This is a genomic window from Citrobacter sp. Ce006, assembly GCF_030336535.1.
GTDB classification, from domain to species: Bacteria; Pseudomonadota; Gammaproteobacteria; order Enterobacterales; family Enterobacteriaceae; genus Citrobacter; species Citrobacter europaeus.
The window spans coordinates 591,132-610,516 of sequence record NZ_JAOWDO010000073.1; the positions used below are offsets into that span (position 1 = coordinate 591,132).

Here is a 19,385-nt window from a genome sequence, read left to right on the forward strand (position 1 = left end):
GCAACAACGCCCGCACCAACAGTACGGCCGCCTTCACGGATTGCGAAACGCAGACCGTCGTCCATCGCGATTGGGTGGATCAGGGTAACAACCATTTTGATGTTGTCGCCCGGCATTACCATCTCAACGCCTTCCGGCAGTTCGATGGTACCAGTCACGTCAGTAGTACGGAAGTAGAACTGCGGACGGTAGCCTTTGAAGAACGGAGTATGACGGCCGCCTTCGTCTTTGGACAGAATGTACACTTCAGATTCGAACTTGGTGTGCGGCTTGATAGAGCCCGGCTTAGCCAGTACCTGACCACGTTCGATTTCTTCACGTTTGATACCACGCAGCAGAACACCAACGTTCTCACCAGCACGGCCTTCGTCCAGCAGTTTGCGGAACATTTCAACGCCAGTACAGGTAGACTTAGCAGTCTCTTTGATACCAACGATTTCAACTTCTTCACCAACTTTGATGATACCGCGCTCTACACGACCGGTAACAACGGTACCACGACCGGAGATGGAGAATACGTCTTCGATAGGCAGCAGGAACGGCTTGTCAATCGCACGCTCTGGTTCTGGGATGTAAGAATCCAGGAAGCCAGCCAGTTCGATGATTTTCGCTTCCCACTCTGCTTCGCCTTCCAGCGCTTTCAGAGCAGAACCACGAACGATCGGCGTGTCGTCGCCCGGGAAATCGTACTGAGACAGAAGTTCACGAACTTCCATTTCTACCAGTTCCAGCAGCTCTTCGTCATCAACCATGTCGCATTTGTTCAGGAACACGATGATGTACGGAACGCCTACCTGACGACCCAGCAGGATGTGCTCACGAGTCTGCGGCATCGGGCCGTCAGTCGCAGCAACAACCAGGATCGCGCCGTCCATCTGCGCAGCACCGGTGATCATGTTTTTAACATAGTCGGCGTGGCCCGGGCAGTCTACGTGTGCGTAGTGGCGAGTCGGGGTGTCATATTCAACGTGAGAAGTGTTGATGGTGATACCACGAGCTTTTTCTTCCGGCGCGTTATCGATCTGGTCGAATGCACGAGCAGCACCGCCGTAGGTTTTAGCCAGTACGGTAGTGATTGCAGCGGTCAGGGTAGTTTTACCGTGGTCAACGTGGCCGATGGTGCCGACGTTAACGTGCGGTTTTGTACGTTCAAATTTTTCTTTAGACACGGCTATATTCCTTACTATAGTGCTCTCCCCTTTGGAGAGAGCACGGGACTTAGGTTTTAATCCTGTGGATTATTTACCACGGGCTTCAATAACGGCCTGAGCAACGTTGTTCGGCGCATCGTCGTACTTCAGGAACTCCATGGAGTAAGAAGCACGGCCTTTGGTCAAAGAACGCAGCTGGGTTGCATATCCGAACATTTCAGACAGCGGAACTTCAGCATGGATAACAACGCCAGTGACGTTGGATTCCTGACCACGAAGCATACCACGACGACGGCTCAAGTCACCGATTACGTCACCGGTGTTCTCTTCCGGAGTCTCTACTTCAACCTTCATGATAGGCTCAAGCAGAACTGGTTTCGCTTTCTTAAAGCCATCTTTGAAGGCGATAGAAGCGGCCAGTTTAAACGCCAGCTCAGAGGAGTCAACGTCATGGTAAGAACCGAAGTGCAGACGCACGCCCAGATCAACAACCGGGTAACCAGCCAGTGGGCCGGATTTCAGCTGTTCCTGGATGCCTTTATCAACGGCCGGGATGTATTCGCCAGGAATTACACCACCTTTGATGTCGTTGATGAACTCGTAGCCTTTCGGGTTTGAACCCGGCTCCAGCGGGTACATGTCGATAACAACATGACCGTACTGACCGCGACCACCAGACTGCTTAGCGTGTTTACCTTCGATATCGGTAACTTTCGCGCGAATCGCTTCACGGTAAGCAACCTGAGGTTTACCGACGTTCGCTTCAACGTTGAATTCACGCTTCATACGGTCAACGATGATGTCGAGGTGCAGCTCACCCATACCGGCGATAATGGTCTGGTTAGATTCTTCGTCAGTCCAAACGCGGAATGACGGGTCTTCTTTAGCCAGACGGCCCAGAGCCAGACCCATTTTTTCCTGGTCAGCTTTGGTTTTCGGTTCTACCGCGATGGAAATTACCGGCTCAGGGAATTCCATACGTTCCAGAATGATCGGGTGATCCGGGTCACACAGAGTGTCACCAGTGGTCACGTCTTTCAGACCGATAGCAGCAGCGATATCGCCCGCGCGAACTTCTTTGATCTCTTCACGTTTGTTAGCGTGCATCTGTACGATACGGCCAAAACGCTCGCGTGCAGTTTTCACTGAGTTCAGGATGGTGTCACCGGAGTTAACCACACCAGAGTACACGCGGAAGAAGGTCAGGTTACCCACGAACGGGTCGGTAGCGATTTTGAATGCCAGAGCAGCAAACGGCTCATCATCGCTAGCGTGACGCTCAGCCGGAGTATCTTTACCGTCGTCCAGAATACCGTTGATCGCAGGTACGTCGACTGGGGATGGCAGGTAATCAATTACCGCATCCAGCATCGCCTGAACACCTTTGTTCTTGAACGCAGAACCACAGGTTACCAGGATGATTTCGTTGTTCAGAACGCGCTGACGCAGAGCTTTTTTGATCTCTTCTTCAGTCAGTTCTTCACCACCCAGGTATTTCTCCATCAGCTCTTCTGAAGCTTCTGCAGCGGACTCGATCAGGTTCTGGTGCCATTCTTCAGCCAGTTCCTGCATGTCAGCCGGGATATCTTCATAAGTGAAGGTTACGCCTGCATCTTCTTCGTTCCAGTTGATGGCTTTCATTTTCACCAGGTCAACAACACCGGTGAACGCTTCTTCAGCGCCAATTGCCAGCTGCAGCGGAACAGGGTTCGCGCCCAGACGGGTTTTGATCTGACCAACAACTTTCAGGAAGTTCGCACCCATACGGTCCATTTTGTTAACGAACGCAATGCGTGGAACTTTATATTTGTTTGCCTGACGCCATACGGTTTCAGACTGAGGCTGAACACCACCAACTGCGCAGTAAACCATTACTGCACCATCAAGCACACGCATGGAACGTTCTACTTCGATAGTGAAGTCAACGTGCCCCGGGGTGTCGATGATGTTTACGCGATGCGGTTCATACTGCTTAGCCATACCAGACCAGAATGCAGTAGTCGCTGCGGAGGTGATAGTAATACCACGCTCCTGCTCCTGTTCCATCCAGTCCATGGTGGCTGCGCCGTCATGAACTTCACCGATTTTGTGGTTTACACCGGTGTAGAACAGAATACGTTCGGTAGTAGTGGTTTTACCGGCGTCGATGTGCGCACTGATACCGATGTTACGGTAGCGCGCGATGGGTGTTGTACGAGCCATTTGATTCCTCGTTTATCTTTTAGGCGTTCAATTTAAGTAGCCCAAAGCGGGCTGCTTACTAGAAGCGCCCGCCTGGTGACTAAAACTCCGAAGGGATTACCAACGGTAGTGTGCGAACGCCTTGTTGGCTTCTGCCATACGGTGAACGTCTTCACGTTTCTTAACTGCAGTACCTTTGTTTTCTGCAGCATCAGAAAGTTCGTTCGCCAGGCGCAGAGCCATGGATTTATCACCGCGTTTACGAGCAGCTTCAACGATCCAACGCATTGCCAGGGCATTACGACGAACCGGACGGACTTCAACTGGAACCTGATAAGTAGAACCACCAACGCGGCGAGACTTAACTTCGACAGTCGGACGCACGTTTTCAAGGGCTACTTCAAAAGCTTCCAGGCCATCTTTACCAGAACGCTGAGCCAGGGTCTCCAGCGCGCTGTATACGATGGTTTCTGCAGTAGATTTTTTACCATCTACCATCAGGATATTTACAAATTTAGCCAGCAGCTCTGATCCGAACTTAGGATCCGGCAGAATTTTACGCTGACCAATGACGCGACGACGTGGCATGGGAATACTCCGTTGTTAATTCAGGATTGTCCAAAACTCTACGAGTTTAGTTTGACATTAATATAAAACGTTTGGCCTTACTTAACGGAGAACCATTAAGCCTTAGGACGTTTCACGCCATACTTGGAGCGTGATTGCTTACGGTCTTTAACGCCGGAGCAGTCAAGCGCACCGCGAACGGTGTGGTAACGAACACCCGGGAGGTCTTTTACACGACCGCCACGGATCAGGATCACGGAGTGCTCCTGCAGGTTGTGACCTTCACCACCGATGTAGGAAGTCACTTCAAAACCGTTAGTCAAACGCACACGGCATACTTTACGCAGTGCGGAGTTTGGTTTTTTAGGAGTGGTAGTATATACACGAGTACATACACCACGTTTCTGCGGGCATGCTTCCAGTGCAGGCACGTTGCTCTTTGCAACTTTGCGTGCGCGTGGTTTGCGTACCAGCTGGTTAACTGTTGCCATTAAATAGCTCCTGGTTGTAGCTTTCGCTTCGTAAACACGTAATAAAACGACCTCATACAATATGAGGACGCAGAATTTTAGGTCGGTGTCGAAAAGGTGTCAAGAAATATACAACGATCCCACAATTACCAGGACATCTGGCTGGGATGCTTCACCGTAAGTCTGACGAAGTCAGTATAGCTAACCCTGACGACACTGTCTGAAATTTGACCACATAAGCCGCGAGCTTGAATGTCTTCTTCCAGTACATAGACCTTAATGGAGGCATTTTGCAGACTTTCAAGGAAACGGCTTCCTTCTACTGCCGCGGTCACACCATCCTGGAGCAATAAAAGTTCATCGTCTTTATCAATCAGGCGGAGAAGAGAGGAGAAATCGGTAAGCCACGCAGAGCGATGTAATGTGTGCAGCATGAGTATCTCAAAACCTTAAAATGACGTCATAGTTGCCTAGCTCACGGCGTAAATCTTCCGGTTCTAACGCTGTCGCATCGACCACAAAATTAACACCCTGCTGAAGACCCCGCTCGCGTAAAGAGGCGGCACAAAGCCAACATTGCTCAATATCGTACAATTCCAACAGTTTGAAGGTTGCGATGTAGTCTCGCGCCAACACAACATCCGGCTGTTGTCCCTGAAGGATTTGAAAAACGCCATCGCCAATAAAAAATACGCCGAGGTCTTCCGTTAATGCCGATGTCGCCAGCAAGGCATCTAATCCTTCACGGCCAGACGCGCTGCCGTGCGGCACGGTAGAAAAGACAAAAGCAACACGTTTCATTAAAACTGCACCACGCGATCGCAGGTCAGGGACGCCTCAGCCAGCGAACCCAGCCCGCTGAGGTTAAAACCTGATTGTAAATTAGCGCCTGCCAGGCCCAGACGTTTCGCTTCAGTTTCATCAACTACGCCGCGACGCAACGCCGCCGCCACGCAAATATTCAGCGTCACGCCATGCTGCTGGTTCAGCTGTTGCCAGGCCCGTACCAGATCGTATTCATCACTGGCAGGCGAAGTCAGTAAGTTGGCGTTATACACACCTTCACGATAGAAAAAGACGCTACTTAGCTCATGCCCTTCTTTGAGTAGCGCATGAGCAAATTGCAACGCGCTGCTCGCCTGCTGCGTACCATAAGCCGGCCCCGTCACCATGATGGCAAAACGCATTACTTGTCTTGCCCCTGGAAATCGCCGCTTTTGAACTGACGAATATAGAGGTAGACCGTGTGCTTGGAGATGTTCAGCCGATCGGCAACCTGGTTGATGGCATCTTTAATATCGAAGATACCTTTCTCATACAGATTCAGGACAATCTGACGATTCTTGGCGTTGTTGGAAACATTGCGATCGGCGTTCACTTCTTCGATCGTGAATTCCAGCGTTTGGGTAACCAGGTCTTCCACCGAAGAAGCGAAGTTGACGGCAGAACCCACTTCCGGGGTTTCCGGTGGGATAAAGGTATTCATTATCTGCGAGAATGGGACATCAAGGTTCATATTGATGCACAGCAGACCAATCACGCGATGCTCACGGTTGCGAATAGCAATCGTCACCGACTTCATCAAGACACCGCTTTTCGCACGTGTGAAGTAACACTTCGACACGCTGCTATCCGCACCCGTCATATCATGCAGCATACGCAATGCAAGGTCGGTAATCGGCGAGCCAATTTTGCGGCCCGTGTGTTCACCGTTAGCAATGCGGATAGCCGAGCATTTCAAATCCTGCAAAGAGTGCAATACGATTTCACAATGGGAACCAATGAGCATCGCCAACCCGTCCACAACCGCTTCGTAGGATTTGAGGATATCGAAGTCAGTTTGATCGAAAGGACGTTGATCCAGTAAATCTAGCTCACTGGTTTCGTTGGTTAAAAGCGACCTGGACATGAAAAAAAGCACTCCTTTTCAGGAGCCTGTCGTTATGTTGTCAGGGCAGGCTCATCACTATTATAGGGGCATCTAAAGTAATACAGCGCACAAGGCGCTTTCCAGTATTAATTATATCCTGTCGATAATAAAAAACCGCCGCCCTGTGGGCGGCGGTTTCTGGTCACTTATTTTTTGCTGCTGTCTGCAGCTTTATCTGCCGGTGCAGCATCTGGCTGCGCATCGGCCTTCGGCGCCGGTTTGATGTCTAACAGTTCAACATCAAAGACCAGCGTAGAGTTGGCCGGAATGCCCGGTACGCCAGTTTTGCCGTAAGCCAGATCCGGTGGGATAACCAGCTGGATTTTGCCGCCTTTCTTGATGTTTTTCAGGCCTTCAGTCCAGCCCGGGATTACCCCGTCAAGACGGAAAGAGAGCGGCTCACCGCGGGTATAAGAGTTATCAAACTCTTTACCATCAATCAGCGTACCTTTGTAGTTGACTACCACGGTATCGCTGTCTTTCGGCGCAGCGCCAGTACCTTCTTTCTCTACTTTGTAGACCAGGCCAGTAGCAGAGGTTTTAACGCCTTTCTCTTTAGCAAATTTCTCGCGGTAAACTTTACCTTTGGCTTCGTTATCAGCCGCGTCTTTTTCCATTTTCGCCTGAGCGGAGCTCTTCACGCGCGCTTCAAACGCCTGCAGAGTTTGTTCGATTTCCTGGTCAGACAGCTTGCTCTTGTCTGCAAACGCATCCTGAACGCCAGCGATCAGCTGATCTTTATCCAGTTTGATGCCCAGTTTTTCCTGCTCTTTCAGAGAGTTTTCCATATAACGACCCAGGGACGCGCCCAGCGCGTAAGCGGCTTTTTGGTCGTCATTCTTGAATGCTGCTTTGCTGTCAGCAGTAGCGGCTGGTTTCGCAGCATCAGCAGCGAAGGTGATCGGGGCATGCAGAGCAACAGCCATTGTGGTCGCCAGCAGCGTTACTTTAAACAGTGATTTCATCCATATCTCCAGGGCCGGGGCATCTCACCCCAGGGTTAGCTAAAACAAAAATGTACTATAAAGCGTTGTAGAACAAATCAACATACGGGCACGCCCTATTATCACCACATTTCAGACTCTTTTTGTTTAAATTAGTTTCGTGACCGAAGATTGAGTGCTGTGCAAACAGGCAAAGTTAAGTAGAATTCGCCGCAGTCCGCGATCTGCCGGAGAAAAAAGAAAGAGGTGAATCATGCAGGATACAACAATGGAAACTCGCCTGGCTGAACTGGAAAGTCGCCTGGCATTTCAGGAGATAACCATTGAAGAGCTCAACGTGACGGTGACCGCGCATGAACTGGAAATGGCCAAACTCCGCGACCATCTGCGTTTACTGACAGAAAAGCTCAAAGCAACACAGCCGTCCCACATTGCGTCGCAGTCTGAAGAGACCCCGCCGCCACATTATTGAGACGTAAAAAAAGCGGGAATATCCCGCTTTTTTTGTGCCCGATGGCGCGAACGCTTATCGGATCTACTCACATATACCCAAAGGATTTCAAATCACAGCAAGGCGGCAAGCTTGGGGAATTCCCAGGAGCATAGATAACTATGTCACCGGGATTCGAAAGCGCAGCCAACACCGCTGTGGGTTGAAAGACGAAGGGTATTAGTGGCAACCGCAGCCGCCGCCGTTACCTTTACCGCCACCGCCGCAGCAGCCTTCGCCACCGTGCTCGTGACCATGGTCGTGACCGTGGCCATGACCACCGCAGCAACCGTCATGACCGTGGTCATGATCGTGGTCGTGACCGTGCGCGCCGTGAACGTGGCCGTGAGCCAGTTCTTCTTCGGTCGCTTCGCGGATAGCAACAACTTCTACGTTGAATTTCAGGTTCTGGCCAGCCAGCATGTGGTTACCGTCAACGACAACGTGATCGTCTTCCACTTCGGTAATTTCTACCGGTACTGGACCCTGATCGGTTTCAGCCAGGAAACGCATGCCAACCTGCAGTTCGTCAACGCCCATGAACACGTCTTTAGGAACGCGCTGCACCAGGTTTTCGTCGTACTGACCGTATGCGTCGTTTGCGCCAACAGCGACATCGAATTTGTCGCCAACTTCATGACCGTCCAGCGCTGTTTCCAGGCCAGAAATCAGGGAACCGTGACCATGCAGGTAGTCCAGCGGCGCACTCACCGGAGACTCATCAACCAACACACCGTCTTCTGTACGTACCTGATAGGCCAGGCTGACCACCAGGTCCTTTGCTACTTTCATGATATCTCCTGAGCATGGAAAGAATAGTGGCGCAGATTGTAGCGGAATTCTGCACCCGTGTACCCTCTAGCTTAAAAAAAGCTGCGCCATATCGCTAGTCCGGATGAAAAATCCCGATCACTTGCTCTTCTTTGCGAACGTGCTCGCGCGCCTCTTTATCCGCTTCCCGCATCTGATGGCCGCACTTAACACATTCAACAATATCGATATTATTTTCGCGCCACATTGCCAGCGTATCCTGCGCCTGGCAGGACGGACATTTTGCGCCTGCAATAAAACGTTTACGAATTGCCATGATTACCTCTACTCAAATTCATCCCAGCCATCCAGCTGACGCCGCTCTTGCTGCATCTCTCGTTGGAAAATTTCCTCCAGCTCGCGCCGGGCTTCCCTGGCTCGAGAGATTTGTACGGTATCCGTATGCATGGGGATCAGCTCCCGCAGCATGCGCATATCCAGCCGACGAAAATGCAGCTGAGCGCGCTGAGCCTGGTGCGGATGCATCCCCAGTGTAACCAGCGTTTTACGCCCCAACTCCAGCGCACTGGAGAACGTTTCGCGGGAAAACTGCGTCACACCAGCTTGTAATAACTCATGCGCCTCTACACGTCCGCGCGCACGCGCAAGAATATGCAAATGCGGAAAATACTGTTGGCACAGTTCCACCAGTTTCATGGTGTCTTCAGGCTCATTACAGGTAATAACAATAGACTGTGCCGCCTCCGCACCCGCAGAACGCAACAGATCCACCTGCGTGGCATCACCGTAGTAAACCTTATAGCCATATTTACGCATCAAATTCACCGCGCTGATATCCCGCTCCAGAACGGTAATCCGCATTTTATTGGCCATCAACAGGCGACCAATAACCTGACCAAAGCGCCCAAACCCCACGACAATCACCTGCGGTTTATCATCCTCCACCCAGGGTTTTTCATCTTCGTCATCCGGGCCGTTAAACTGACGGGAGAGCCATTTATCAATCAGCTTCATCACCAACGGCGTGGTCATCATCGACAGCGTGACGGTCACCAGTAGCAACGCCATTTGGTCGCCCTGAAACAGCCGTTGCGAGGATGCCGTTGAAAACAGCACGAAAGCGAATTCACCGCCCTGACTCAAAACCCCGGCAAACTGCATCCGTTCTGAGCTTCTCATGCCGTTAAGACGCGCCAGCACATACAGCACCAGCATTTTTACAACCACCAGTACTATCACGCTCGCCGCCACCCACAGAATATGGGTATAGAGCACGCCAAGATTGAGTGACATGCCTACGGAGATAAAAAACAGGCCGAGCAGCAGGCCTTTAAACGGATCGATTGCCGTTTCCAGCTCATGTCGGTACTCGCTTTCCGCCAGCAGCACGCCCGCGATAAACGTTCCCAGCGCCATCGACAGCCCCAGCGCATCCATAAATAAAGCCGACCCCAGCACCAGCAACAGCGTCGCGGCGGTAAATACTTCCCGTACGCCAGAGTCCGCAATAAAGCGGAAAACCGGACGCAGCAAATAGCGCCCGCCAATCAGCATGCCGGCAAAGGCCAGCACCTTCATTCCCACTTTGATCCAGTCAAAATGTTCGTCAGCAGACCCCGCCAGCAGTGGAACCAGCGCCAGGGCAGGGATCACCGCCAAATCCTGAAACAGCAGCACCGAAAAACCCAGTTGTCCGGATTCACTGCGGTTCATGCCTTTTTCGCGCATCAACTGTAGCGCCATGGCGGTCGATGACATCGCCAGACCAATGCCGCCAACCACTGCCGCCTGCCAGGAGAACGCAGTGAGCATCAATAATCCTGCCAGCACTACTGCGCTCAGCATTACCTGCGCGGCGCCGACGCCAAAAATTGAACGCCGCAACTGCCACAGCTTGGCTGGATTAAGCTCCAGCCCAATGATGAACATAAGAAAAACCACACCCAGCTCGGAAAAGTGCAGAATTTCATCCACATCGCTGATGAATCCTAATCCCCACGGGCCGATAGCAATACCCGCCAGCAAGTAACCCAGCACCGGACCGATACCCAGCTTTGAGGCCAGGGGGACTGCAGCCACCGCCGCGAAGAGGAACAACACTCCCGCCGTCAATAAATCAGAACCTTCCATCAGCGGCCTCCCACAGGGATCGGATTTGCCAGCCAGTCACCATACGCTTTCGCATGGCTGTCCAACTCCTGCTTCGTTTGCCGCCTGGCCCAGTAGACGATAATAGGGCTCATCCAGTGCATGCGGCACATACCGGCCGTTAGCTCAAAAGGGCGCAGTACATCGCTCATTGGATAACGATTTAGCGCGTCATAGCGGTAGGCGCTTTCCGGTTCTCCGGTCGTGATAACGCTCCGCCAGTACTTTCCCGCCAGTTGGTTCCCTCCAGGGCCGCTGGCAAATCCGCGGCTCAGTACGCGATCAAGCCATTCCTTTAACAGCGCCGGACAGCTATAGGTGTAGAGCGGATGCTGAAAAACAATCACATCATGCTCACGCAGTAGCGCCTGCTCATGCGGAATGTCGATAAAAAAATCAGGATAGTGCGCGTAAAGGTCGTGCACGGTAACATTGCTAAGCTGCATGGCCGGTTTAAGCAGAACCCGGTTCGCGACCGAGTCCTGAGATTCCGGATGGGCATACAGCAGCAAGACTTTCGCTGGCTGGAACATCATCCCCCTCCCGGTTTTGTCTTTTGTCTATTTTCGACGTTTTGGGCTACCATTGCGCCTCGGTGCGGCAAATGGCCCACACATTACATTATCATAATGATAAATTAACATAGTCTGAACATACGGCGCCTTATGATTGTTTTCTCATCGTTACAAATTCGTCGCGGCGTGCGCGTCTTGCTGGACAATGCCACGGCCACCATTAATCCAGGGCAGAAAGTTGGTCTGGTAGGTAAAAATGGCTGTGGTAAATCTACCCTGCTGGCATTGCTGAAAAATGAACTCAGCGCCGACGCCGGAGGATTTACCTATCCGGGAAACTGGCAGCTTGCGTGGGTGAATCAGGAAACGCCAGCATTGCCGCAGCCCGCGCTGGAGTACGTGATTGACGGCGACCGCGAGTATCGTCAACTGGAAGCGCAGTTGAACGATGCCAACGAACGTAACGATGGACACGCTATTGCCACCGTCCATGGCAAACTGGATGCCATCGACGCCTGGACCGTGCGCTCACGCGCCGCCAGCCTGCTGCATGGTCTCGGTTTCTCCAACGAACAGCTTGAGCGCCCGGTCAGCGACTTTTCCGGTGGCTGGCGTATGCGTCTCAACCTGGCCCAGGCGCTGATTTGCCGTTCAGACCTGCTGCTGCTTGATGAACCCACCAACCACCTCGATCTCGACGCGGTAATCTGGCTGGAAAGATGGCTGAAAAGCTACCAGGGCACGCTGATATTGATCTCCCACGACCGCGACTTCCTCGACCCGGTGGTGGACAAAATTATTCATATCGAACAGCAAACCATGTTCGAGTACACCGGCAACTACAGCGCGTTTGAAATCCAGCGTGCGACCCGCCTTGCGCAGCAACAGGCAATGTACGAAAGCCAGCAGGAGCGCGTGGCGCATCTGCAAAGCTATATCGATCGTTTCCGCGCTAAAGCAACCAAAGCAAAGCAGGCGCAAAGCCGTATCAAAATGCTGGAACGCATGGAGCTGATTGCCCCGGCACACGTGGACAACCCGTTCCACTTCAGCTTTCGTGAACCAGAAAGCCTGCCGAATCCACTGCTGAAGATGGAAAAGGTCAGCGCTGGCTACGGCGATCGCGTCATTCTCGATTCGATCAAACTGAATCTGGTGCCGGGTTCCCGCATCGGCCTGCTCGGTCGCAACGGCGCGGGTAAATCGACGCTGATCAAGCTGCTGGCCGGCGAATTGCCCCCCATTAGCGGCGAGATTGGCCTGGCGAAAGGTATCAAGCTGGGCTACTTCGCGCAGCACCAGTTGGAGTTTTTACGCGCCGATGAATCGCCTATTCAGCACCTGGCGCGCATGGCGCCGCAGGAGCTGGAGCAGAAACTGCGGGACTACCTCGGTGGATTCGGCTTCCAGGGCGATAAAGTCAGCGAAGAGACTCGCCGCTTCTCCGGTGGTGAAAAAGCGCGTCTGGTGCTGGCGTTGATCGTCTGGCAGCGCCCGAACCTGCTCCTGCTTGATGAACCGACCAACCACCTGGACCTTGATATGCGCCAGGCGCTGACCGAAGCGTTGATCGATTTCGAAGGCGCGCTGGTCGTGGTCTCGCACGACCGTCACCTGATTCGCTCCACCACCGATGACCTCTATCTGGTGCACGACAAAAAAGTCGAGCCGTTTGACGGCGATCTGGAGGATTATCAGCAGTGGCTGAGCGATGTGCAAAAACAAGAAAACCAGAGCGACGAACCGGCAAAAGAGAGCGTTAACAGCGCCCAGGCGCGTAAAGACCAGAAGCGTCGCGAAGCTGAATTGCGCACCCTGACGCAGCCGCTGCGTAAAGAGATTACCCGTCTGGAAAAAGAGATGGAGAAACTGCACGCACAGCTGGCGCAGGCGGAAGAAAAACTCGGCGATAGCGAACTGTACGACCAAAGCCGCAAAGCCGAACTCACCGCATGCCTGCAGCAGCAGGCCAGTGCAAAATCCGGACTGGAAGAGTGCGAGATGGCCTGGCTGGAAGCGCAGGAACAGCTTGAGCAGATGCTGGCCGAATAGTCATGGGTGCCTGATAAGGCGCTTGTGCGTCTTATCAGGCATTTTTGTTGAATTATCTCTGCATCGCCAGACGCTGGCGGATATCTTCAAAATGTTCACGGTTAAACAGCTTGCCGTTAAGAAAACGGGTTTTCAGTTCTCCTTCCTGCTCTTGCTCCCACGTTTGTTCATCATGCAGGCGCAATTCCCCCAGCTCATCACGTGCTACTCGAAGCAAACCACGGGCAGAGCGCTTTAAGCCATTATCGGTTTTCGGCTCTTTGAAAATCGTCCGGCCTTTGCCATCGACTTCTCCCCACGTCGCTTTCATTGCAAAACCGAAGGTGTCACGCGTGTTGTACTGATAGGTAAAGGAACCCACGCCAAACACCACATTTGAACTGGCAAATCCTTTCGCTTCAAGACGACGCAGGATCTCATTCGCCCGCTCAAGGGTGATGGAATCGCCATAAATCAGCCCCACATGTGGGTCGAGCACCTTGTAGCCTTTAGCGTTAACCGTGCCGCCAAAAATCTCCCACAGCACCTCCACAGAGCCTTTCTCCTGTGCCGTACGATCGGCTCGGGTATCCTCATCCGCACCTGTACCGCACAGAATCTCAACCGGATTACCGCTATCCGGACGGAATACCACCCGCCCTTCACGGGTCAGAATGATGTTCTTCAGTTCGCGGGTGTATTCCGTCAGCACCTGCCAGTAGTCCCAGGTATCGGAGACTATCGATACAAATCCCTGCGGATAGAGATCGGCAATCAGGCGGCGGAAGGTTTCAATCTCATGCTCGCGCTCACCCATACACATCACGCTGTGTTCGGTAGCCGGAATACTGGCGCCGATAAAATAGGGTTCGCCGTCGGTGTAGTAATCGCGGGCGTACAGCAGAGATGGAATACTGTCGGTCCCTTTAAAGCTTAACAAATGCCCACTGCCCGCCTGCATGGTGTCCTGTAATCCGGACATGCCGCGAAAGGAAAAGTCATGACACTGGAAGTCAAGGTGTGCCAGGTCGCTACAGGTTTTCTCTGCCCACCGCGCGCAGATTTTGCGGTAGTGGTGAGCTATCGTGGCGTTGGTTGACGCTTTCCACAGCTCTGCCGACAGCACGGTTTCCAGGTAATTCACCAGCCAGAAAAACTCGGGTTTGGTGTTGATAATGGTTAAGACCGGTACCGCCATCGGAACTTTGCTGCCTTCATCCAGCGCTTTGATGTGCAACGGCAGATAGCCCAACTGATGCAGGGCGCGGATATGATCCACCGCCACCGCATCTTTGCCGAGATAGCTGTCCATGACCTGTTTATATTCGCTGACCACCTCATCTTCCGGACGGGCAAAAAACGCCTCATTAAACAGGTCGACTAAAAACCACTGCAAAAAACCCTGCAGGCCAAAAAATACCAGTTTGCCATCCGCCAACGGCGAGGAAAAAAAGCGATCGCTGCGCGGAGTAAAGTTGGAATACACGCGACGGGTTCCCTGCGGATATTGCACGCGGTGAGAAACTTTGTAGCCGTCGATAGCCAGAATTGGGTTCATTTTCATAATCAGCATCTCCCTCAGGCGCGGTAAATCGCGTCAATGTCGATAAGCTCAAGCTGCGGATGCTCCAGCGTCGGGGCAGCAAAAGAGGTGGTGGTGTAGATAGCATCAATGCCGTTGGCAAACAGGTGTTCGACGCCCTTAGAAAAAATACCGTGGGTGACATACAGACTGACGCTGTGGGCACCGGCCTCACGTAGTACCTGCGCGGAACCAATGAACGTACCGCCTGCGTCGCACAGATCGTCAACAATCAGCATATCCCTGCCCCTCACGTCTCCGGCCATTAACGAAAATCCCGTCAGCTTGCCGCTTGCTACATCGCGCTTTTTGCTCAGGATGGCGTACTCCTCCACGCCGGCAGCTCTGGCAACAGCATCAATTTTCTTCAAAGCTCCGGCGTCGGGGGCAACCAGCATCAGCGCGTTTTGCTGAAATAAATGCGGTAAGGTCGCGCTCTGCAACAGGCATCGTTCTTGCCCAATCGCCACCAGGTTTTCGATTGCCGCAGCTGCCGCGTCGCTGTGCGGGTCGAGCACATTGACCTTGTCGAATTTCAATGTGTTGAGGTGACTGGCGAAGACTTTCAGCGTAAAGCTATCACCCGCCACCATATGTCTGTCCTGACGCGCCCACGGCAACCAGGGGAGGTCGAGATGGCTGACCAGTACATCCGTCTGATGACGGACCGCCTCAACCAGTTGCGCCAGCAGCATAAAATCGTTCATGTCGCGCATTGCCACCGCGCGGATGCGCATCAGGCGAGCAAACGATGGCAGTGCATCAGTGACTTTCAACCAGCCGGCGCCATCAGGAAAAATACCACTGGCAACTGCGTAGGTCTGGTCGTCCAAAGTTAATGTCAGTTTTACGCTCATCGCTCTCACCCCTTAATTGTGTCCCTTCGACACAATTAATAATGTCCTTAAGACACATATTAAGCAAGTATAAAATGCATTATTTTTAGAACAAGAGATAATCCACTGATAAGTAATGATAAAAAACGAACCTTGCCCCCCAGTGCCGGGCTGGTACACTTGTCAGCGTTACAAATCATCGTGAGTACCTTATGACCACCGAAGCCGACTACCTGAATCAGTACGACGCCAGCCGCTTCCCTTCACCTCTGGTGACGGTAGATAGCGTGTTATTTACCCTGCATCAGCAGGCGCTGTGCGTATTACTGGTCGAGCGGGCAAACCAGCCGCAAAAAGGACGTTGGGGATTACCTGGCGGTTTTATTGATATCGAAAACGATGATTCAACCCGCGCCACCGCGCTACGCAAACTCACTGAAAAAACGGGCGTTTCGCCTTCGTGGCTTGAACAATTGGATACCTTTTCCGGGCCAGAACGAGACCCGCGCGGCTGGAGCCTGACGGTCACCTGGTTTGCGCTAATCGCCTGGGTAGACTGCGCGCCGCATATTGCCAGCGTCAGTAACGCCCGTTGGGTACCGGTTGACGAGTTGAAAAACCATTCACTCGCGTTCGATCACGAGAAAATCATTACGGCGGCACTGCATCGCTTACGGCAAAAAACGATGTACTCGCTACTGCCCGTATACTGCCTGCCGGAGACATTTACCCATGGACAACTGCTTGAAGCCACCGAGGTTATCCTTGGTCAGTCGATCCAGCGTAAAAGTCTGATTCGCCGCTTTGAAGCGTCAGGAATGTTTGAAGATACCGGAGAAAGCATGGCGACAGGGACGCGTAAAGCTCGCCTGTGGCGACGTAAACCCGACGTCGATTTTCATCTTTTCTCGCGTAACCTGCTTGCTGACTAGCGACAAAATCACATATTGGCTAACCCGCACGCGCTGTGCGCGGTATAGTTATTCTTTCCGATTATTAATTGCTCTGGTGTTATGGTTGAAATCACGTCCACAGAAATGACCCCACCTACCGACGATTCGCGAGAATTCCGCCCGATGCGCTGTATCAGTAACCGCCATCTGCAGACGATGCTGCCGCGCTTAATTCGCCGCAAGGTGAAGTTCGACGCCCACTGGCAGCGTCTGGAATTGCCCGATGGTGATTTTGTCGATCTGGCGTGGAGTGAAGATCCGCAACAGGCGAAACACAAACCGCGCCTGGTGGTTTTTCACGGTCTGGAAGGTAGTCTGAACAGCCCGTACGCACATGGCCTGATTGAAGCGGCGCAAAAGCGCGGCTGGCTGGGCGTGGTAATGCATTTTCGCGGCTGCAGCGGTGAACCCAATCGTCTGAACCGAATTTATCATTCGGGCGAAACAGAAGATGGCACCTGGTTTTTACACTGGCTGGAGCGTGAGTTCGGTCGCGTGCCGACCGCAGCGGTGGGCTATTCGCTCGGTGGGAACATGCTAGCCTGCCTGCTGGCCAAAGAAGGCAACGAGATTCCAATTGATGCCGCCGTTATCGTCTCCGCGCCTTTCGTGCTGGAAGCCTGTAGTTACCATATGGACAAGGGATTCTCCCGGGTCTATCAGCGCTACCTGCTCAATCTGTTGAAAGCCAATGCCTCGCGTAAGCTTGAGGCCTATCCAGGCTCGCTGCCGGTGAGTCTGTCCCAATTGAAATCTCTGCGTCGCATTCGCGATTTTGACGATCTGATCACCGCCAAAATCCACGGTTTCGCCGATGCTATAGACTATTATCGTCAGTGTAGCGCCATGCCGTTGCTCAACCAGATAGCCAAACCCACGCTGATTATCCATGCCAAGGACGATCCGTTTATGGATCATCACGTGATCCCGAAACCGGAAAACCTGCCTTCGCAGGTGGAGTATCAGTTGACTGAACACGGTGGCCACGTCGGATTCATTGGCGGCACGGTACGCCATCCTGAGATGTGGCTGGAATCCAGAATCCCCGACTGGCTGACAACGTATCTGGAGGTCTCATCATGATCATCCCCTGGCAAGATATCTCCCCGGAAGCGCTGGACAATCTGATTGAAAGCTTTGTCTTGCGTGAAGGCACCGATTATGGTGAACATGAACGTTCGCTCGAACAAAAAGTCGCCGACGTCAAACGCCAACTACAATCAGGTGAAGCCGTGCTGGTGTGGTCTGAACTGCATGAAACGGTCAATATTATGCCGAGGAAGCAGATTCACGAGTAATCCGTAGCCGCCGGCCGACTTTACTATAATTATAACCATTTCATGGAGTTGTTATGTCTGCCAAACATCCGGTGATTGCGGTAACAGGATCCAGCGGCGCGGGGACCACCACCACCAGCCTCGCGTTTCGTAAAATTTTCGCGCAGTTAAATCTGCGTGCCGCCGAGGTGGAAGGTGACAGTTTTCATCGCTATACCCGTCCGGAAATGGACATGGCGATTCGCAAAGCGCGCGATGCCGGGCGGCATATCAGCTATTTCGGCCCCGAAGCGAATGACTTCGGTCTGCTGGAACAAACTTTCATCGAATACGGTCAGACGGGCAAAGGCCAGTCGCGAAAATATCTGCACACTTACGATGAGGCCGTACCGTGGAACCAGGTGCCAGGGACTTTCACGCCCTGGCAGCCGCTGCCTGAACCGACGGATGTCCTGTTTTATGAAGGACTGCACGGCGGCGTCGTCACCCCACAGCAAAACGTGGCCCGGCATGTCGATCTGCTGGTTGGCGTGGTGCCGATCGTAAACCTGGAATGGATCCAGAAACTGACTCGCGATACCAGCGAGCGTGGACACTCGCGTGAAGCGGTGATGGACTCGGTGGTGCGATCAATGGACGATTACATCAATTACATCACGCCGCAGTTTTCCCGGACGCATATTAACTTCCAGCGCGTACCGACCGTCGATACCTCTAACCCCTTTGCCGCCAAGAGTATCCCGTCTCTGGATGAAAGCTTTGTCGTGATTCATTTTCGTAACCTGGAAGGGATCGACTTCCCGTGGCTACTGGCCATGCTGCAGGGCTCATTCATTTCCCATATCAATACATTGGTCGTGCCGGGCGGCAAGATGGGCCTGGCGATGGAATTGATTATGCTGCCGCTGGTCCAGCGACTGATGGAAGGCAAAAAGATAGGGTGAGGCGTGGAAAGTGCCCGATGGCGCTTCGCTTATCGGGCCTACGAATCAACATTATCCGGCGTCAGGGATTACGCGGCAACCACTTCATAGGAGTGGGTAATGTTCACCGCCTTTTCCAGCATCAGTGCCACGGAGCAATATTTTTCCGCTGAAAGGTCGACTGCGCGTGAGACTGATGCATCTTTCAGATCGTTACCCGTTACGATGAAATGCAGGTTGATGTGGGTAAACAGGCGCGGCGCTTCATCACGACGCTCTGAGGTCAGTTTCACTTCGCAGTTGGTCACATCCTGACGACCCTTTTGCAGGATCGAAACCACATCAATTGCGCTACAACCGCCCGCCGCCATTAATACCATTTCCATCGGGCTCGGCGCTTTATCACCGGAGTTACCGTCCATCAGAATTTGGTGGCCAGAGGCGGACTCACCGAGGAAGGTTAACCCTTCAACCCACTTTACACGCGCTTGCATATTTCGTAACTCCAATGTTTCAATTTTCCTGACAGATTACGCGCACATAACAATTCTCGCAATGGAAGGCGACCTGCGTCATGCTGAAGCGAGACACCAGGAGACACACGGCGAAAGCTATG

At 52.8% G+C, this 19,385-nt stretch carries 21 protein-coding genes and 1 pseudogene; 6 read left to right on the forward strand and 16 right to left on the reverse strand.

Features of this window, described 5'->3' with window-relative positions; translation table 11 throughout:
* The 9 genes from tuf to fkpA all read right to left on the reverse strand — a co-directional run.
* Positions 1-1,169, reverse strand: a 1,169-nt coding sequence (gene tuf / locus OGV94_RS21470; RefSeq protein WP_049014834.1) for an elongation factor Tu, incomplete at its 3' end; no start/stop codon positions are given.
* Between the two features lie 69 nt (positions 1,170-1,238).
* Positions 1,239-3,353, reverse strand: coding sequence for an elongation factor G (gene fusA / locus OGV94_RS21475; protein WP_003023659.1), 2,115 nt, complete (start codon positions 3,351-3,353; stop codon positions 1,239-1,241).
* A gap of 96 nt (positions 3,354-3,449) precedes the next feature.
* Positions 3,450-3,920, reverse strand: a complete 471-nt coding sequence (rpsG, locus tag OGV94_RS21480; RefSeq protein ID WP_016154763.1) for a 30S ribosomal protein S7 — start codon at positions 3,918-3,920, stop codon at positions 3,450-3,452.
* Positions 3,921-4,015: 95 nt separating this feature from the next.
* Entirely contained in the window at positions 4,016-4,390 is a 375-nt protein-coding gene (gene rpsL, locus OGV94_RS21485) for a 30S ribosomal protein S12 (protein WP_003023654.1), read from the reverse strand.
* Between the two features lie 125 nt (positions 4,391-4,515).
* Entirely contained in the window at positions 4,516-4,803 is a 288-nt protein-coding gene (gene tusB, locus OGV94_RS21490; RefSeq protein WP_047408236.1) for a sulfurtransferase complex subunit TusB, read from the reverse strand.
* A 7-nt stretch (positions 4,804-4,810) separates the two neighbouring features.
* Positions 4,811-5,170 (reverse strand): sulfurtransferase complex subunit TusC, encoded by a 360-nt coding sequence (tusC, locus tag OGV94_RS21495; RefSeq protein WP_047408233.1) that lies wholly within the window; start codon positions 5,168-5,170, stop codon positions 4,811-4,813.
* On the reverse strand, positions 5,170-5,556 hold the full coding sequence (gene tusD, locus OGV94_RS21500; RefSeq protein WP_003023646.1) for a sulfurtransferase complex subunit TusD: 387 nt from the start codon (positions 5,554-5,556) through the stop codon (positions 5,170-5,172). The genes tusC and tusD overlap by 1 nt, the downstream gene beginning before the upstream one ends.
* Complete coding sequence (locus tag OGV94_RS21505) at positions 5,556-6,278, reverse strand: helix-turn-helix transcriptional regulator (protein ID WP_003023643.1); 723 nt, start codon at positions 6,276-6,278, stop codon at positions 5,556-5,558. The genes tusD and OGV94_RS21505 overlap by 1 nt, the downstream gene beginning before the upstream one ends.
* Before the next feature lie 167 nt (positions 6,279-6,445).
* Complete coding sequence (gene fkpA, locus OGV94_RS21510) at positions 6,446-7,264, reverse strand: FKBP-type peptidyl-prolyl cis-trans isomerase (protein ID WP_003023641.1); 819 nt, start codon at positions 7,262-7,264, stop codon at positions 6,446-6,448.
* Between the two features lie 232 nt (positions 7,265-7,496).
* On the opposite strand from fkpA, the gene OGV94_RS21515 reads away from it, so the two are divergent.
* Entirely contained in the window at positions 7,497-7,715 is a 219-nt protein-coding gene (locus OGV94_RS21515) for a protein SlyX (protein WP_003023639.1), read from the forward strand.
* 198 nt (positions 7,716-7,913) lie between these two features.
* Here OGV94_RS21515 and slyD read toward each other — a convergent pair whose 3' ends face one another.
* The 4 genes from slyD to kefG all read right to left on the reverse strand — a co-directional run bounded on the left by slyD (position 7,914) and on the right by kefG (position 11,185).
* A complete protein-coding gene (gene slyD / locus OGV94_RS21520; RefSeq protein ID WP_008786294.1) occupies positions 7,914-8,525 on the reverse strand; it encodes a peptidylprolyl isomerase in 612 nt (203 codons plus the stop codon).
* A gap of 94 nt (positions 8,526-8,619) precedes the next feature.
* Positions 8,620-8,820 (reverse strand): YheV family putative zinc ribbon protein, encoded by a 201-nt coding sequence (locus tag OGV94_RS21525; RefSeq protein ID WP_016154768.1) that lies wholly within the window; start codon positions 8,818-8,820, stop codon positions 8,620-8,622.
* Positions 8,821-8,828: 8 nt separating this feature from the next.
* Entirely contained in the window at positions 8,829-10,634 is a 1,806-nt protein-coding gene (kefB, locus tag OGV94_RS21530; protein WP_286524353.1) for a glutathione-regulated potassium-efflux system protein KefB, read from the reverse strand.
* Positions 10,634-11,185, reverse strand: a complete 552-nt coding sequence (gene kefG, locus OGV94_RS21535; RefSeq protein WP_003023629.1) for a glutathione-regulated potassium-efflux system ancillary protein KefG — start codon at positions 11,183-11,185, stop codon at positions 10,634-10,636. The genes kefB and kefG overlap by 1 nt, the downstream gene beginning before the upstream one ends.
* 132 nt (positions 11,186-11,317) lie before the next feature.
* On the opposite strand from kefG, the gene OGV94_RS21540 reads away from it, so the two are divergent.
* Positions 11,318-13,219 carry an ABC transporter ATP-binding protein gene (locus tag OGV94_RS21540; protein WP_103276735.1) on the forward strand — a complete coding sequence of 634 codons (1,902 nt, stop codon included), beginning with the start codon at positions 11,318-11,320 and terminating at the stop codon, positions 13,217-13,219.
* 52 nt (positions 13,220-13,271) lie between these two features.
* On the opposite strand, the gene OGV94_RS21545 is transcribed toward OGV94_RS21540, so the two are convergent.
* Both OGV94_RS21545 and prs read right to left on the reverse strand, forming a co-directional pair.
* On the reverse strand, positions 13,272-14,762 hold the full coding sequence (locus tag OGV94_RS21545) for a nicotinate phosphoribosyltransferase (RefSeq protein WP_043018833.1): 1,491 nt from the start codon (positions 14,760-14,762) through the stop codon (positions 13,272-13,274).
* Between the two features lie 14 nt (positions 14,763-14,776).
* Entirely contained in the window at positions 14,777-15,637 is an 861-nt protein-coding gene (gene prs / locus OGV94_RS21550; RefSeq protein ID WP_199995015.1) for a ribose-phosphate diphosphokinase, read from the reverse strand.
* 191 nt (positions 15,638-15,828) lie between these two features.
* Here prs and OGV94_RS21555 point away from each other — a divergent pair, with 191 nt between their 5' ends.
* From OGV94_RS21555 to OGV94_RS21570, 4 genes and pseudogenes are all read left to right on the forward strand, one after another.
* The gene (locus tag OGV94_RS21555) at positions 15,829-16,548 is read left to right on the forward strand and encodes an NUDIX domain-containing protein (RefSeq protein ID WP_043018549.1); all 720 of its coding nucleotides are present in this window, start codon (positions 15,829-15,831) and stop codon (positions 16,546-16,548) included.
* Between the two features lie 35 nt (positions 16,549-16,583).
* Positions 16,584-17,652, forward strand: a pseudogene (locus tag OGV94_RS21560) (hydrolase).
* Positions 17,649-17,867: a YheU family protein gene (locus OGV94_RS21565; RefSeq protein WP_227093516.1), complete on the forward strand. Its 219-nt coding sequence runs from the start codon at positions 17,649-17,651 to the stop codon at positions 17,865-17,867. The pseudogene OGV94_RS21560 and the gene OGV94_RS21565 overlap by 4 nt, the downstream one beginning before the upstream one ends.
* Before the next feature lie 53 nt (positions 17,868-17,920).
* Positions 17,921-18,790, forward strand: coding sequence for a phosphoribulokinase (locus OGV94_RS21570; protein WP_043018551.1), 870 nt, complete (start codon positions 17,921-17,923; stop codon positions 18,788-18,790).
* Positions 18,791-18,858: 68 nt separating this feature from the next.
* On the opposite strand, the gene OGV94_RS21575 is transcribed toward OGV94_RS21570, so the two are convergent.
* Positions 18,859-19,263 (reverse strand): OsmC family protein, encoded by a 405-nt coding sequence (locus OGV94_RS21575; RefSeq protein ID WP_043018552.1) that lies wholly within the window; start codon positions 19,261-19,263, stop codon positions 18,859-18,861.
* Positions 19,264-19,385 lie beyond the last annotated feature (122 nt).